Origin of the sequence: Microbulbifer okhotskensis (genome assembly GCF_023895975.1) — a bacterium.
GTDB classification, from domain to species: domain Bacteria; phylum Pseudomonadota; class Gammaproteobacteria; order Pseudomonadales; family Cellvibrionaceae; genus Microbulbifer; species Microbulbifer okhotskensis.
Genome location: NZ_JALBWM010000024.1, coordinates 14,156 through 26,817, shown reverse-complemented (window position 1 = coordinate 26,817; position 12,662 = coordinate 14,156). Strand labels below are relative to the sequence as shown.

Genomic DNA, 12,662 nt, shown 5'->3' with positions numbered 1-12,662 from the left:
TCATTGTTAAAGGTGAGGGCATTTTATTTTTGGAGTGATTTTTAATGGCAACGATCAACCAGTTGGTTCGTAAGCCGAGAAAACGCAAAGTTGAAAAAAGCGACGTTCCTGCTCTGCAGGCCAGTCCGCAGCGTCGCGGAGTTTGCACTCGTGTGTATACCACTACACCGAAGAAGCCGAACTCTGCACTGCGTAAGGTTTGCCGTGTGCGTCTAACCAGTGGTTACGAAGTAACTTCGTACATCGGTGGTGAAGGCCACAACTTGCAAGAGCACAGTGTGGTGCTGATTCGCGGCGGTCGAGTAAAAGACCTGCCGGGTGTGCGCTATCACACTGTACGCGGTGCACTTGACTGTGCCGGCGTAAACGATCGCAGGCAGGGCCGTTCTAAGTACGGCGCCAAGCGACCTAAAGGTTAATCACCTTTAACGATTTGCGTTTCGGTTTCCAACCGGAGTAAGGCTGAGCTCGCCGGATTGTAAGGTTTTACGGCGGCGTCTCAGAGTAACCCTGAAGAGAGGCAAGACCCATGCCGAGAAGACGAGTAGTCGCCAAGCGCGAAGTGCTGCCCGACCCCAAGTTCGGGAACGTCACCCTGGCCAAGTTCATGAACCATGTCATGATCAGCGGCAAGAAGTCAGTTGCTGAGAGTATCGTATACGGTGCCCTTGAAACTATTTCTGAAAAATTGAACAAAGACCCGATCGAAGTATTTGAAGAGTCTTTGGAAAATATCGCGCCTATGGTGGAAGTAAAGTCCCGCCGTGTTGGTGGTGCGACCTATCAGGTGCCTGTAGAAGTGCGCCCCTCGCGTCGTACGGCTCTGGCAATGCGTTGGTTAGTTGAGTTCTCCCGTAAGCGCGGCGAGAAGTCCATGGCCCAGCGTTTGGCCAACGAAATGATCGATGCAGCCCAGAACAAGGGTGGCGCGGTCAAGAAGCGTGAAGATGTACACCGTATGGCGGAAGCCAACAAGGCGTTCTCTCACTACCGCTTCTGAGTCTGATGAATACCAACATCGGAAATTAATACCGAAAGGCAGCACGGAAATTTCCAGGCTGCCTTTTGCCGTTATATCGAGGATACAACTGTGGCACGTAAAACGCCTATCGCACGTTACCGCAATATCGGTATCTGTGCCCACGTAGACGCCGGTAAAACCACCACTACCGAGCGCGTACTTTTCTACACTGGTTTGTCCCATAAAATTGGTGAGGTGCACGAGGGTGCAGCCACCATGGACTGGATGGAGCAGGAGCAAGAGCGCGGTATTACCATCACTTCTGCTGCAACCACCTGCTTCTGGTCTGGTATGCAGCAGCAGTTCGATCAGCACCGAGTCAACATCATCGACACCCCGGGGCACGTTGATTTCACTATTGAAGTAGAGCGGTCGCTACGCGTACTCGACGGTGCTGTAGTTGTGCTGTGTGGCTCCTCTGGTGTTCAGCCTCAGACTGAAACCGTATGGCGCCAGGCCAATAAGTACGAAGTACCGCGTATGGTATTCGTCAACAAGATGGATCGCGCCGGTGCTAACTACCGTGATGTTATCGCTCAGCTGAAAGACCGCTTGAACGCAAATGCCGTACCGCTGCAGATGACCATCGGCGCAGAGGACGAGTTCAAGGGTGTTGTCGATCTGGTAAAAATGAAGGCCATTCTGTGGAATGAAGCCGACCAGGGCATGACCTTCGACTACGCTGACATCCCTGCCGAGATGCAGGATGAGTGCGATGAAATGCGCGAGTACCTGGTAGAAGCAGCAGCAGAAGCCAGCGAAGAGCTGATGGAGAAGTACCTGGAAGAAGGCGAGCTGACCGAAGAAGAAATCAAGGCAGCGATCCGTCAGCGTACTCTGGCCAACGAAATTGTACCGGTTTTGGGCGGTTCTGCGTTCAAGAACAAAGGTGTGCAGGCGGTACTGGATGCGGTTATCGAATACCTGCCGGCACCGACTGAAGTTAAGGCGATCGAAGGTACTCTGGACGACGGTGAAACCGTTGAAACCCGTGAAGCTGACGATAATGCTCCTTTCTCCGCGCTAGCGTTCAAGATTGCTACCGACCCCTTCGTTGGTACTCTGACCTTCTTCCGTGTTTACTCCGGTACACTGGAAAGCGGCACTGCGGTGTACAACTCCGTAAAAATGAAGAAAGAACGCGTTGGTCGTATGGTGCAGATGCACTCCAACGACCGCCAGGAAATCAAAGAAGTACTGGCAGGTGATATCGCTGCGGCGATTGGTCTGAAAGACGTAACTACTGGTGACACCCTGTGTTCCGAGAGCAACAAGATTGTTCTGGAGCGTATGGAATTCCCTGAGCCGGTAATTTCTGTAGCCGTTGAGCCGAAGTCCAAGCCGGATCAGGAAAAAATGGGTATCGCTCTGGGCAAGCTGGCCCAGGAAGATCCATCTTTCCGTGTGAAGACCGATGAAGAAACCGGCCAGACCATTATTTCTGGTATGGGTGAGCTGCACCTCGACATCATTGTCGATCGTATGAGGCGTGAGTTCAGCGTCGAGGCGAACATTGGTAAGCCTCAGGTAGCCTACCGTGAGACCATTCGCAACACCTCTGACATCGAAGGCAAGTTTGTTCGTCAGTCTGGTGGTCGCGGTCAGTACGGCCACGTGTGGGTGAAGTTCGAGCCGGCCGAAGACGAGTCCCAAGAAGGCCTGGAATTTGTAAACGAGATTGTGGGTGGTTCTGTACCGAAGGAATATATTCCTGCAGTGCAGAAGGGTATCGAAGAGCAGATGAAGAATGGTGTTCTGGCAGGGTATCCGCTGCTGGGCCTGAAGGCGACTCTGTACGACGGTTCCTTCCATGATGTGGACTCCAATGAAATGGCGTTTAAAATCGCCGGCTCCATGGCAACCAAAAAGCTGTCCAGTCACGGCGGTGCGGTATTGCTTGAGCCTGTGATGAAAGTGGAAGTAGTCACTCCGGAAGTGAACATGGGCGACGTGGTTGGCGATCTCAACCGTCGTCGTGGCCTTATCCAAGGTATGAACGACAGTGCCATGGGTAAGGTTGTTGATGCGGAAGTACCCCTGGCAGAGATGTTCGGTTATGCAACCGACCTGCGCTCTGCTACTCAGGGCCGTGCTACCTACACCATGGAGTTCCTGAAGTACGCCGAGGCGCCTAAAAACGTTGCTGATGACATCATCGCAAAGAACAAGGGCTAATTAACTTTTATTCAAAAGGACTCCGCCAAGAGAGGCGGGGTTCCTTTGGCCAATTTTTAGCTAGAGGACATCTAAGATGGCAAAAGAAAAATTTGAACGTTCCAAGCCCCACGTGAACGTGGGCACCATCGGTCACGTTGACCACGGTAAAACCACCCTGACAGCTGCTCTGACCCGCGTATGTGCGGAAGTTTGGGGCGGTGACGCTGTTGCTTTCGATGGTATTGATAATGCACCTGAAGAGCGTGAGCGCGGTATCACCATCGCCACTTCTCACGTTGAGTACGAGTCCCCGACTCGCCACTACGCGCACGTGGATTGCCCGGGTCACGCCGACTACGTTAAGAACATGATCACCGGTGCTGCTCAGATGGACGGCGCTATTCTGGTATGTTCCGCAGCTGACGGCCCCATGCCGCAGACTCGTGAGCACATCCTGCTGTCCCGTCAGGTTGGTGTACCTTACATCGTTGTATTCCTGAACAAAGCGGACATGGTAGACGACGAAGAGCTGCTCGAGCTGGTAGAGATGGAAGTTCGCGAACTTCTGGATCAATACGAGTTCCCGGGTGACGACACTCCGATCATCGTTGGTTCCGCTCTGATGGCCTTGAACGGCGAAGACGACAACGAAATGGGCACTACCGCTGTTAAGAAGCTGGTTGAGACCCTGGACGAGTACATCCCTGAGCCAGAGCGCGCGGTAGATCTGCCGTTCCTGATGCCGATCGAAGACGTATTCTCTATCTCTGGCCGTGGTACTGTAGTAACCGGTCGTGTAGAGCGCGGTATCATCAATACCGGCGACGAGATCGAAATCATCGGTATCAAAGAAACCACTACCACTACTTGTACTGGTGTAGAAATGTTCCGCAAGCTGCTCGACGAAGGTCGTGCGGGTGAGAACATCGGCGCACTGCTGCGTGGCACCAAGCGTGACGAAGTAGAGCGTGGTCAGGTACTGGCTAAGCCCGGTTCCATCACTCCGCACACCAAGTTTGAAGCGGAAGTGTATGTACTGTCCAAAGACGAAGGTGGTCGTCACACCCCGTTCTTTAAAGGCTACCGTCCTCAGTTCTACTTCCGTACCACTGATGTAACGGGTGCGTGTGAACTGCCAGAAGGTACCGAAATGGTAATGCCGGGCGACAACATTCAAATGGTTGTTACCCTGATTGCTCCAATCGCCATGGAAGATGGCCTGCGCTTCGCGATCCGCGAAGGCGGTCGTACCGTTGGTGCGGGCGTTGTTGCCAAGATCATCGAGTAATATACTCCTGATCTGAAAAAGCCGTAGCGGACGCGCTGCGGTTTTTTTTTGCCTTTTTTTAGTTTTTTTTGCTGCTTGGCCTTACAGGTTTTGTGAAAATCTACCTGCTGAGATTGGGTGCTAAGCCTCCCCTTAATTCTTGCCTGCTTGTGGTTTCCTACGTGAGGTTCTGTATTTTCCTATTCAACTGAATACCTTTGCTCGTCAGCGCCTAGCGGTACAGTTCGCCTTTGTTTGATACGGGGATCTGATTCCAGTTCGGATGGATGGAGTGGAGGTGAACCTTGATCCTCGGCCCACCTCTATTAAAACTGGTTTGAGGGGTGATAACTCTGGTCCTTTAGTTTGGTGGCTGGTAAAGGCTTAGTATGTGCCCATCCGGATCTACAAATTCTGCCGTTAAGCCGCCGTCTGGGGCGTGTTGCACTGGGGCAATGATCTCTACATTACGGGCGGCCAGATGTTCGACCATCCGGTGAATATCGCTGTCCCCTGTTGAAAAAACGATGATCGGGGTGCGTCCTGGTTTTTCCTCACCTTTAAAAAAGATCAATAGTGAATCGCCGATGTGGGCTAGCAGGTGACTGCTGTCCCCTTCATCATCGCTGGCAGCTACCCTGCTAGTTGTGAGTCCAAGAGTCTTTTAATAAAATCTCCGTGTGTTGTCTAGATCCTGAACAAAAAATACCACTGCTCCGATATGTGAGTCTTGCAGCATGGAAAATCTCCGATTTGTGCTTGTTTGGGGGGGCTACATCCATTTTATGGATACCTTCCAGTTGCCGCTATGCAGTGTTTTGTGAGCAGTGCTAATCAGTTTTTCGCCGAAGCTTGCGCGCGACTGTGTCCCATCAGCTGGCTCCGATATAGGCAATGCTAACCGGATAAATCTATTTCGCTGCTGAAAGGCTGATTACTAAAAGATTGCTATCTGGGTCAGTGATACCAAATCGAAAGTCCGGGAGGTGCGCGGGGCCGTGTGCCAGAGCGGCACGGCGCGGGGAGAGTTTGCGCGCTCCACTTGGGCGGCGTAGGCCGCAGTAAGGCTGGTGGGGTCAATCTTGGCGCTGGTATGCGGTGATGCAAGCTTTTTACGTAGGCCGCTTAGGCGTTGACGCAGGCCGGTATCGGATAGGTTGAGGACCTTGCGCATTTCGCTCCTGGTGAGGCCGTTTAGAGCCGGTGATAAGACCAGTCGTTGTGCTTCTGTTGCGGCCAGAAGGCCATCCTGAAGCAAGTCCTCCGCCTGTTGGGGGCGCTCGTAAAGCCGGGTGCAAATGCGCAGCCATTTTTGGTATTGGTCGACACTCATTCGATCGGCCCTTAGCCCAACTGTTGGTGGAGCGGTGGTGTTTTATTATCGTCCGTAATTCCCAGCTCATCATGCTAGGGCAATTACTCCTTGCCTGGTACAGGTGCGGACGCACCAACGCCGCTGTTAGTCCGAGATATAGGATTGATGATTATCTTTATTTGAGGGAAGGGTCGTTTTTAAGGGTACGTTTTGGGTTCAGTCGGCCAGAAGAGGGCTCGGTCCTGACTGCGCTGTCAAGTATTTGATCAGATGTGTGGGTGGTCTGCTGGTGCCCAACAGAAGAATGGTGCGCAGGTAAGTGGCACCATTCATTGCTGTTTCAGGCCCCGTAAGCGACCGCTCTAATGTTGTCTCCGGTTGGCTATATTCACTTTTAACCTAATAAATTTACGGCCAGTCCCTGCTGAGATCGCAGTGGCGACTGCCGGCGAACAGCTTGGTGAACTGAGGGCCGTTCATTTCCACCAGTTCCTCGTGATTTCCAGCTTCAAAATAAATGGTTTTGCAGTGCCCGAGACCGTTGTCGAGGAGGGTTGTAATCCCGTAGGCTTGGCCAAGGGCGGGCAGGGCGCCCAATTCGCAATCCGGGAAAATTGCTCCGAGCTCGGTTTCTGAGACCATCTGGAGCGAGTTGCGGCCAGTTTCCGTGTGCAGTGCTCGCATATCAAGGCTGCTACTGGCCGATATAACCACCATTACGTAGCCTTCGATGTCCTGCAGCAAAATTGCCTTTGCTACCTGATCTTCCCGTATGTGGGCTGCGTGTGCGCTTTCGCGACTAGTGCGTGTATGTGGGTGTTGTATCAAGTGGTAGTCGACCGACTGGTCATTCAGGTACTGACTCAGTGTTGCGGCGATAGTCATTGCAATTACCTCGTTCCACTTCGGGTATTCAATTGTAGTTTCCTTAGATTGAAATTTGCGCAGGCTGTACAGTTGACAGCCTGCTGCGCTGACCGTAGAATTCGCGCTCCTTTTCGCCCGCCCTCGGGGTTGCGAGAAAGGACGTTCTTTAGTTCATAAGTTGGAGTTTGATTCCATGCAGGGTCAACGTATCCGAATTCGCCTGAAGGCTTTTGATCACAAACTGATCGATGCGTCTACTCAGGAGATCGTAGAGACGGCTAAGCGCACAGGCGCCCAAGTACGCGGTCCTATCCCGCTGCCGACTCGCAAAGAGAAGTACACCGTACTGATTTCTCCGCACGTCAACAAAGACGCTCGCGACCAGTACGAAATTCGTACTCACAAGCGTTTGCTGGACATCGTTGAGCCTACCGAAAAAACCGTCGACGCGCTGATGAAGCTCGATCTGGCGGCCGGTGTTGAGGTCCAAATTAGTCTCGGCTAACACTTTTACTAACTACCGAATCCCGAACGAAAAAGGTTTGGGTGGTGTAACGCTCTGAAATTGGGCGGCCGCAGTGGGTTAAAGCCCCGTGCACTGAGAGGTTAATAAGATGACTATAGGTATTGTCGGCCGCAAAAGCGGCATGACTCGCATCTTCACCGAAGATGGCGTGTCCATTCCGGTAACCGTTGTTGAGGTTGCTCCGAATCGCGTCACCCAGGTGAAAACTCAGGAAACTGATGGCTATACCGCTGTTCAAGTAGCAGTAGGTAACCGTAAGGCTTCCCGTGTCTCCAAGCCCGAAGCGGGCCACTTCGCCAAAGCCAATGTAGAGGCTGGCACCAATCTTTTCGAACTGCGTACAGATAGTTCTGAAGAGACTTTCGAAATCGGTTCTGAAATCACTGTTTCCAGTTTTGAAGCTGGCCAGAAGATCGACGTAACCGGCACTTCCAAAGGTAAAGGTTTTCAGGGCGGCATTAAGCGCTGGAATTTCAGTATGCAGGACGCAACCCACGGTAACTCCCTGTCTCACCGCGCACCCGGTTCTATCGGTCAGTGTCAGACTCCTGGCCGCGTATGGAAAGGCAAGAAGATGGCTGGACATATGGGTGCTGAGCGCGTAACCGTGCAAAACCTGGAAGTTGTTCGTGTCGACGCAGAGCGTAACCTGTTGCTGGTTAAAGGTGCCGTACCCGGCGCTCCCGGTGGTAGTGTGATCGTTCGCCCGGCAGTTAAAGCCTAAGTCTGAGGGAAAATAGATATGGAACTGAATATCGCTACTCCCGAAGGCGCTAAAGGCACAGTAGCTGTCTCTGAAGTGACCTTCGGACGTGAGTTCAACCAAGATCTGGTACACCAGGCAGTCGTGGCCTATATGGCCGGCGCTCGCCAGGGTACCAAGGCGCAGAAGAATCGTTCCGACGTTTCCGGTGGTGGTAAAAAGCCCTGGCGCCAAAAAGGTACTGGCCGCGCTCGAGCCGGTACTATTCGCAGCCCGCTGTGGCGCTCTGGTGGTGTAACATTTGCCGCTGACCCGCGCGATCACAGCGTTAAGCTGAACAAGAAAATGTACCGCGCCGCGCTGCGTTGCATTCTGTCTGAGCTGGCTCGTCAGGAACGCCTGGTAGTGGTTGAGTCCTTCAATGTGGACGCTCCCAAGACCAAGCAATTGGTAAGCAAGCTGGCTCAGTTTGACTTGTCCGACGCGCTGATCGTGACTGAAGAGGTTAGTGAAAACCTCTACCTTGCCTCACGCAACTTGCACAAGATCGATGTCCGCGATGTACAGGCAATCGATCCCGTAAGCCTGATTCGCTTTGATAAGGTCGTGGTTACCGTTTCTGCGCTCAAGAAAATTGAAGAGGTGCTGGGATGAACCAAGAGCGACTCTACAAAGTACTGCTGGGCCCGGTAATTTCCGAAAAAGCTGCTGGGCTAGCCGATAGTGCCAACCAGGTAGTTTTTAAGGTGTCCGCCGATGCTGAAAAAGCTGAGATCAAGGCTGCGGTAGAGAAACTGTTTAACGTTTCCGTTGAGCAAGTTCGCACCGTGAACGTGAAGGGCAAAACCAAGCGTACTCGCAATGGCATGGGCCGTCGCAGTGATTGGAAAAAAGCCTACGTTCGTCTGGCTGAAGGCAGCGACATCAACTTTGAAGCTGCTGAGTAAAGGGGACTGTTACAATGGCAATTGTAAAAACAAAACCGACCTCCGCCGGCCGTCGTCACCTTGTTAAGGTTGTTAACACCGACCTGCATAAAGGTGCTCCTTACGCTCCTCTGTTGGAGAGTAAAAGCAAAAGCGGTGGCCGTAACAACAATGGTCGTATCACTACCCGTCATATCGGTGGTGGTCACAAGCAGCACTATCGCGTAGTCGATTTCAAGCGTAACAAAGACGGTATTCCGGCTAAAGTTGAGCGCTTGGAATACGATCCGAACCGCAGCGCACACATCGCTCTGGTGTGTTACGCAGACGGTGAGCGTCGTTACATCCTCGCACCGAAAGGCCTTAAGGCGGGCGCCACCATTCAGTCCGGCGATGCCGCACCGATTGTTGTGGGTAACACTCTGCCTCTGCGCAACGTTCCGGTGGGTTCTGTAATTCACGCGATTGAGCTGAAACCAGGCAAAGGTGCTCAGCTGGCCCGTTCTGCTGGTGCCTCTGTGCAGCTGGTAGCGCGTGAAGGTCAGTATGCGACTATTCGTCTGCGTTCCGGCGAAATGCGCAAAGTACTCGCTGAGTGCCGCGCAACCCTGGGTGAAGTGAGCAACTCCGAGCACAGCCTGCGCAAGCTAGGTAAAGCTGGTGCTGCCCGCTGGCGTGGTGTTCGCCCTACCGTTCGCGGTGTGGCGATGAACCCGGTGGATCACCCGCATGGTGGTGGTGAAGGCCGTACCTCTGGTGGCCGTCACCCGGTTACTCCGTGGGGCGTTCCGACTAAGGGTAAGAAAACGCGCAAGAACAAGCGCACCGATAAGATGATTGTACGTCGTCGCGGCAAGTAAGCCGCGCGATGTCTGTCTGAGCAGCTAGAGAGGAATCGACAGTGCCACGCTCATTAAAGAAAGGTCCCTTTATTGACCTGCATTTGGTCAAAAAGGTGGAGGCGGCGATTGAAGCCAATGATCGTCGACCGATTAAAACCTGGTCCCGCCGTTCCATGATTATGCCGGAAATGGTTGGACTAACGATTGCCGTTCACAACGGTCGTCAACATGTGCCCGTTATGGTTAGCGAAGAAATGGTTGGCCACAAGCTGGGCGAGTTCGCTGCTACCCGCACTTACCGCGGTCATACTGCGGACAAGAAAGCGAAGAAGCGCTAAGCCGAGGTTATAAAGATGGAAGTAGCAGCAAAATTACGCGGCGCACGTCTATCGGCGCAAAAGGCGCGACTGGTAGCTGATCAGGTTCGCGGTAAAGGCGTTGAAGAAGCCCTGGATATACTGGCATTCAGTACTAAAAAGGGTGCAGCGATCGTCAAGAAGGTACTGGAGTCGGCGATTGCTAATGCCGAACATAACGAAGGTGCTGACGTTGACGAACTAAAGGTTTCTACAGTTTTTGTGGACGAAGGTATGACTATGAAGCGCATTAAACCGCGTGCGAAAGGTCGTGCTGATCGCATTCTTAAGCGTACTTGTCACATCACTGTGAAAGTGGCCGAGAAATAAGAGAGCAGGCGAGAAAACCATGGGACAAAAAGTACATCCTACCGGCATTCGTCTGGGTATCGTTAAAAAGCATACTTCTGTTTGGTATGCCGGCAGCGACGAGTACGCAGACAAGCTGTACACGGATCTGAAAGTTCGCGAATTTATTCGCAAAAAACTGGCCCACGCTTCTGTGAGCCGTATCGAAATCGAACGTCCGGCGAATACTGCACGTGTGACTATTCACACTGCACGTCCAGGCATCGTGATCGGTAAAAAAGGTGAGGACGTAGAACGTCTGCGCAAAGAAGTTAGCGCGCAGATGGGCGTACCTGTGCACATCGATATCGAAGAAGTGCGCAAGCCTGATGTGGACGCCGCTCTGGTTGGCCAGAACGTTGCCCAACAGCTGGAACGTCGTGTTATGTTCCGTCGCGCTATGAAGCGTGCCGTACAAAACGCTATGCGTCAGGGCGCCCAAGGTATCAAGATTCAAGTGAGTGGTCGTCTCGGCGGTGCGGAAATCGCACGTACCGAGTGGTATCGCGAAGGCCGTGTGCCCCTGCACACCCTACGTGCCAACATCGACTACGCCAATGTTGAAGCGAAGACTACTTACGGCATTATCGGTATCAAAGTTTGGATCTTTAAAGGCGAAGTCATCGGTGACGAAGTGCCCGATGAGAAGCCGGCGAAGAGCCGCAAGAAAGCTGCTAAATAGGGGGTACGCAGATGCTACAACCAAAGCGTACAAAATTCCGCAAGGTACAGAAGGGGCGCAACCGCGGTCTTTCTCAGCGCGGCTCTAAAGTGAGCTTTGGCGAGTTTGGCCTAAAGGCTATCGGTCGTGGACGCATTACTGCGCGTCAGATCGAAGCAGCTCGTCGCGCAATGACTCGTCACATTAAACGTGGCGGTAAAATCTGGATTCGTGTGTTTCCGGACAAGCCAATTACCAATAAACCCCTGGAAGTTCGTATGGGTAAAGGTAAAGGTGGCGTTGAGTACTGGGTAGCTCAGATTCAGCCGGGTAAAGTCCTCTATGAGATGGAGGGTGTAACCGAAGAGCTGGCTCGTGAGGCTTTCGCACTTGCTGCGGCCAAGCTACCTGTAAAGACAACTTTCGTTAAGCGTTCGGTGATGTAATGAAGACTGCAGATCTACGCGAAAAGTCAGTTGAAGAGCTGAACCAGGAACTGCTGAACCAGCTCGAAGCGCAATTTAAGCTTCGTATGCAAAAATCCACCGGTCAACTGGCTCAGACTCATCTGCTGAAGCAGACTCGTCGCGACATTGCTCGCATAAAGACTGTGTTGACCGAGAAGGCAGGTAATTAATCATGGCTGAAGCAAAACTGAAGCGTACTCTGACCGGTAAGGTTGTGAGTGACAAGATGGATAAAACCATCACCGTTTTGATCGAGCGCCGTGTTAAGCACCCGATCTACGGCAAAATTGTAAACAAGTCCACAAAGCTTAAGGCTCATGATGAGAACAATGATTGCAGCATCGGTGATGTTGTAATCATCGAGGAATCTCGTCCGCTGTCCAAGAGCAAATCCTGGGCCTTACAGAAAATTGTAGAGCGTGCGGCGAAGGTATAACCCCTAGCGCATTGACTGCCGAATTGAAAGGTTTCGGAGAGAGACAATGATTCAAGCGGAATCTTACTTAGAAGTAGCTGACAACAGTGGGGCTCGCCGCGTCATGTGCATCAAGGTGCTGGGCGGCTCCCATCGTCGTTATGCCGGCGTGGGCGACATTATCAAGGTAACCGTTAAGGAAGCCATTCCCCGCGGTAAAGTGAAGAAGGGTCAGGTAATGAATGCTGTCGTGGTGCGCACCAGAAAAGGTGTGCGTCGCGCGGACGGTTCCCTGATTAAATTTGACGATAACGCAGCGGTATTGCTGAACCAGCAACTGGCGCCGGTTGGCACCCGTATTTTTGGTCCGGTGACTCGCGAACTGCGCGGTGAGAAGTTCATGAAGATCATCTCCCTCGCTCCCGAAGTTATCTAGGCCTTGAGCGGAGAATAGTTATGCGCAAGATCAAGCGTGACGACGAAGTGATCGTTATCGCCGGTCGCGACAAGGGCAAGCGTGGTTCAGTACGTAAAGTACTGAACGACGGCCGCCTGATTGTTGCCGGCATACAGATGATCAAGAAGCACCAAAAGCCAAACCCCCAAATGGGCGTTGCTGGCGGCATCGTTGAAAAAGAAGCGGCAATCCAAGCTTCCAACGTTGCCATCTTCAACCCCGGTACCCAGAAGGCTGACCGGGTAGGCTTTAAAGTACTGGAAGACGGCACTAAGATTCGCGTCTTCAAATCCAGCGGCGAAGCCGTTTAAGGCTTTAGCGCAAGAGCAGGTTG

The 12,662-nt window shown here is 52.6% G+C and carries 19 protein-coding genes and 1 pseudogene; 17 read left to right on the top strand and 3 right to left on the bottom strand.

Annotation, left to right across the window (positions count from 1 at the left end; all coding sequences use genetic code 11):
* The first annotated feature begins 44 nt into the window (after window positions 1-44).
* The 4 genes from rpsL to tuf all read left to right on the top strand — a co-directional run bounded on the left by rpsL (window position 45) and on the right by tuf (window position 4,466).
* On the top strand, window positions 45-419 hold the full coding sequence (gene rpsL / locus MO867_RS08070; protein ID WP_252465827.1) for a 30S ribosomal protein S12: 375 nt from the start codon (window positions 45-47) through the stop codon (window positions 417-419).
* 110 nt (window positions 420-529) lie between these two features.
* On the top strand, window positions 530-1,000 hold the full coding sequence (gene rpsG, locus MO867_RS08065) for a 30S ribosomal protein S7 (protein ID WP_252465826.1): 471 nt from the start codon (window positions 530-532) through the stop codon (window positions 998-1,000).
* 90 nt (window positions 1,001-1,090) lie between these two features.
* Window positions 1,091-3,196, top strand: a complete 2,106-nt coding sequence (gene fusA, locus MO867_RS08060) for an elongation factor G (protein ID WP_252465825.1) — start codon at window positions 1,091-1,093, stop codon at window positions 3,194-3,196.
* A gap of 76 nt (window positions 3,197-3,272) precedes the next feature.
* Complete coding sequence (tuf, locus tag MO867_RS08055) at window positions 3,273-4,466, top strand: elongation factor Tu (RefSeq protein ID WP_252465824.1); 1,194 nt, start codon at window positions 3,273-3,275, stop codon at window positions 4,464-4,466.
* 340 nt (window positions 4,467-4,806) lie between these two features.
* Here tuf and MO867_RS08050 read toward each other — a convergent pair.
* The 3 genes and pseudogenes from MO867_RS08050 to MO867_RS08040 form a co-directional block, all read right to left on the bottom strand.
* Window positions 4,807-5,094, bottom strand: a pseudogene (locus MO867_RS08050) (VOC family protein); the annotation flags it as partial.
* A 288-nt stretch (window positions 5,095-5,382) separates the two neighbouring features.
* Window positions 5,383-5,778, bottom strand: a complete 396-nt coding sequence (locus MO867_RS08045) for a sigma factor (protein ID WP_252465822.1) — start codon at window positions 5,776-5,778, stop codon at window positions 5,383-5,385.
* Window positions 5,779-6,168: 390 nt separating this feature from the next.
* Window positions 6,169-6,645, bottom strand: coding sequence for an aminoacyl-tRNA deacylase (locus MO867_RS08040; RefSeq protein WP_252465821.1), 477 nt, complete (start codon window positions 6,643-6,645; stop codon window positions 6,169-6,171).
* A gap of 175 nt (window positions 6,646-6,820) precedes the next feature.
* Here MO867_RS08040 and rpsJ point away from each other — a divergent pair, with 175 nt between their 5' ends.
* The 13 genes from rpsJ to rplX all read left to right on the top strand — a co-directional run bounded on the left by rpsJ (window position 6,821) and on the right by rplX (window position 12,639).
* Window positions 6,821-7,132 carry a 30S ribosomal protein S10 gene (gene rpsJ / locus MO867_RS08035; RefSeq protein WP_010133849.1) on the top strand — a complete coding sequence of 104 codons (312 nt, stop codon included), beginning with the start codon at window positions 6,821-6,823 and terminating at the stop codon, window positions 7,130-7,132.
* A 109-nt stretch (window positions 7,133-7,241) separates the two neighbouring features.
* A complete protein-coding gene (rplC, locus tag MO867_RS08030; RefSeq protein WP_252465820.1) occupies window positions 7,242-7,877 on the top strand; it encodes a 50S ribosomal protein L3 in 636 nt (211 codons plus the stop codon).
* A gap of 18 nt (window positions 7,878-7,895) precedes the next feature.
* Window positions 7,896-8,510: a 50S ribosomal protein L4 gene (gene rplD, locus MO867_RS08025; RefSeq protein WP_252465819.1), complete on the top strand. Its 615-nt coding sequence runs from the start codon at window positions 7,896-7,898 to the stop codon at window positions 8,508-8,510.
* On the top strand, window positions 8,507-8,803 hold the full coding sequence (gene rplW, locus MO867_RS08020; protein ID WP_252465818.1) for a 50S ribosomal protein L23: 297 nt from the start codon (window positions 8,507-8,509) through the stop codon (window positions 8,801-8,803). The genes rplD and rplW overlap by 4 nt, the downstream gene beginning before the upstream one ends.
* Before the next feature lie 14 nt (window positions 8,804-8,817).
* On the top strand, window positions 8,818-9,642 hold the full coding sequence (gene rplB, locus MO867_RS08015) for a 50S ribosomal protein L2 (RefSeq protein ID WP_252465816.1): 825 nt from the start codon (window positions 8,818-8,820) through the stop codon (window positions 9,640-9,642).
* A gap of 41 nt (window positions 9,643-9,683) precedes the next feature.
* The gene (gene rpsS, locus MO867_RS08010; protein WP_252465815.1) at window positions 9,684-9,962 is read left to right on the top strand and encodes a 30S ribosomal protein S19; all 279 of its coding nucleotides are present in this window, start codon (window positions 9,684-9,686) and stop codon (window positions 9,960-9,962) included.
* 15 nt (window positions 9,963-9,977) lie between these two features.
* Complete coding sequence (gene rplV / locus MO867_RS08005) at window positions 9,978-10,310, top strand: 50S ribosomal protein L22 (RefSeq protein ID WP_143729423.1); 333 nt, start codon at window positions 9,978-9,980, stop codon at window positions 10,308-10,310.
* Window positions 10,311-10,329: 19 nt separating this feature from the next.
* Complete coding sequence (gene rpsC / locus MO867_RS08000) at window positions 10,330-11,010, top strand: 30S ribosomal protein S3 (protein ID WP_252465814.1); 681 nt, start codon at window positions 10,330-10,332, stop codon at window positions 11,008-11,010.
* 11 nt (window positions 11,011-11,021) lie between these two features.
* On the top strand, window positions 11,022-11,435 hold the full coding sequence (gene rplP / locus MO867_RS07995; protein ID WP_252465813.1) for a 50S ribosomal protein L16: 414 nt from the start codon (window positions 11,022-11,024) through the stop codon (window positions 11,433-11,435).
* Complete coding sequence (rpmC, locus tag MO867_RS07990) at window positions 11,435-11,626, top strand: 50S ribosomal protein L29 (protein ID WP_020411392.1); 192 nt, start codon at window positions 11,435-11,437, stop codon at window positions 11,624-11,626. Before rplP ends, rpmC begins: the two co-directional genes overlap by 1 nt.
* 2 nt (window positions 11,627-11,628) lie before the next feature.
* Complete coding sequence (rpsQ, locus tag MO867_RS07985) at window positions 11,629-11,892, top strand: 30S ribosomal protein S17 (protein WP_252465812.1); 264 nt, start codon at window positions 11,629-11,631, stop codon at window positions 11,890-11,892.
* A 46-nt stretch (window positions 11,893-11,938) separates the two neighbouring features.
* Entirely contained in the window at window positions 11,939-12,307 is a 369-nt protein-coding gene (gene rplN, locus MO867_RS07980; protein ID WP_143729420.1) for a 50S ribosomal protein L14, read from the top strand.
* 20 nt (window positions 12,308-12,327) lie between these two features.
* Complete coding sequence (rplX, locus tag MO867_RS07975; protein ID WP_252465811.1) at window positions 12,328-12,639, top strand: 50S ribosomal protein L24; 312 nt, start codon at window positions 12,328-12,330, stop codon at window positions 12,637-12,639.
* Window positions 12,640-12,662 lie beyond the last annotated feature (23 nt).

Excerpts from the sequence above, each read along its gene's own strand:
- rpsG (WP_252465826.1), top strand. The coding sequence starts at position 530 with ATGCCGAGAAGACGAGTAGTCGCCAAGCGCGAAGTGCTGCCCGACCCC.
- rpmC (WP_020411392.1), top strand. The coding sequence starts at position 11,435 with ATGAAGACTGCAGATCTACGCGAAAAGTCAGTTGAAGAGCTGAACCAG.
- rplB (WP_252465816.1), top strand. The coding sequence starts at position 8,818 with ATGGCAATTGTAAAAACAAAACCGACCTCCGCCGGCCGTCGTCACCTT.
- rplW (WP_252465818.1), top strand. The coding sequence starts at position 8,507 with ATGAACCAAGAGCGACTCTACAAAGTACTGCTGGGCCCGGTAATTTCC.
- rpsQ (WP_252465812.1), top strand. The coding sequence starts at position 11,629 with ATGGCTGAAGCAAAACTGAAGCGTACTCTGACCGGTAAGGTTGTGAGT.
- rpsL (WP_252465827.1), top strand. The coding sequence starts at position 45 with ATGGCAACGATCAACCAGTTGGTTCGTAAGCCGAGAAAACGCAAAGTT.
- rpsJ (WP_010133849.1), top strand. The coding sequence starts at position 6,821 with ATGCAGGGTCAACGTATCCGAATTCGCCTGAAGGCTTTTGATCACAAA.
- MO867_RS08040 (WP_252465821.1), bottom strand. The coding sequence starts at position 6,645 with ATGACTATCGCCGCAACACTGAGTCAGTACCTGAATGACCAGTCGGTC.
- rpsC (WP_252465814.1), top strand. The coding sequence starts at position 10,330 with ATGGGACAAAAAGTACATCCTACCGGCATTCGTCTGGGTATCGTTAAA.
- rplD (WP_252465819.1), top strand. The coding sequence starts at position 7,896 with ATGGAACTGAATATCGCTACTCCCGAAGGCGCTAAAGGCACAGTAGCT.
- rplV (WP_143729423.1), top strand. The coding sequence starts at position 9,978 with ATGGAAGTAGCAGCAAAATTACGCGGCGCACGTCTATCGGCGCAAAAG.
- rplP (WP_252465813.1), top strand. The coding sequence starts at position 11,022 with ATGCTACAACCAAAGCGTACAAAATTCCGCAAGGTACAGAAGGGGCGC.
- tuf (WP_252465824.1), top strand. The coding sequence starts at position 3,273 with ATGGCAAAAGAAAAATTTGAACGTTCCAAGCCCCACGTGAACGTGGGC.
- MO867_RS08045 (WP_252465822.1), bottom strand. The coding sequence starts at position 5,778 with ATGAGTGTCGACCAATACCAAAAATGGCTGCGCATTTGCACCCGGCTT.
- rplX (WP_252465811.1), top strand. The coding sequence starts at position 12,328 with ATGCGCAAGATCAAGCGTGACGACGAAGTGATCGTTATCGCCGGTCGC.
- rplN (WP_143729420.1), top strand. The coding sequence starts at position 11,939 with ATGATTCAAGCGGAATCTTACTTAGAAGTAGCTGACAACAGTGGGGCT.
- rplC (WP_252465820.1), top strand. The coding sequence starts at position 7,242 with ATGACTATAGGTATTGTCGGCCGCAAAAGCGGCATGACTCGCATCTTC.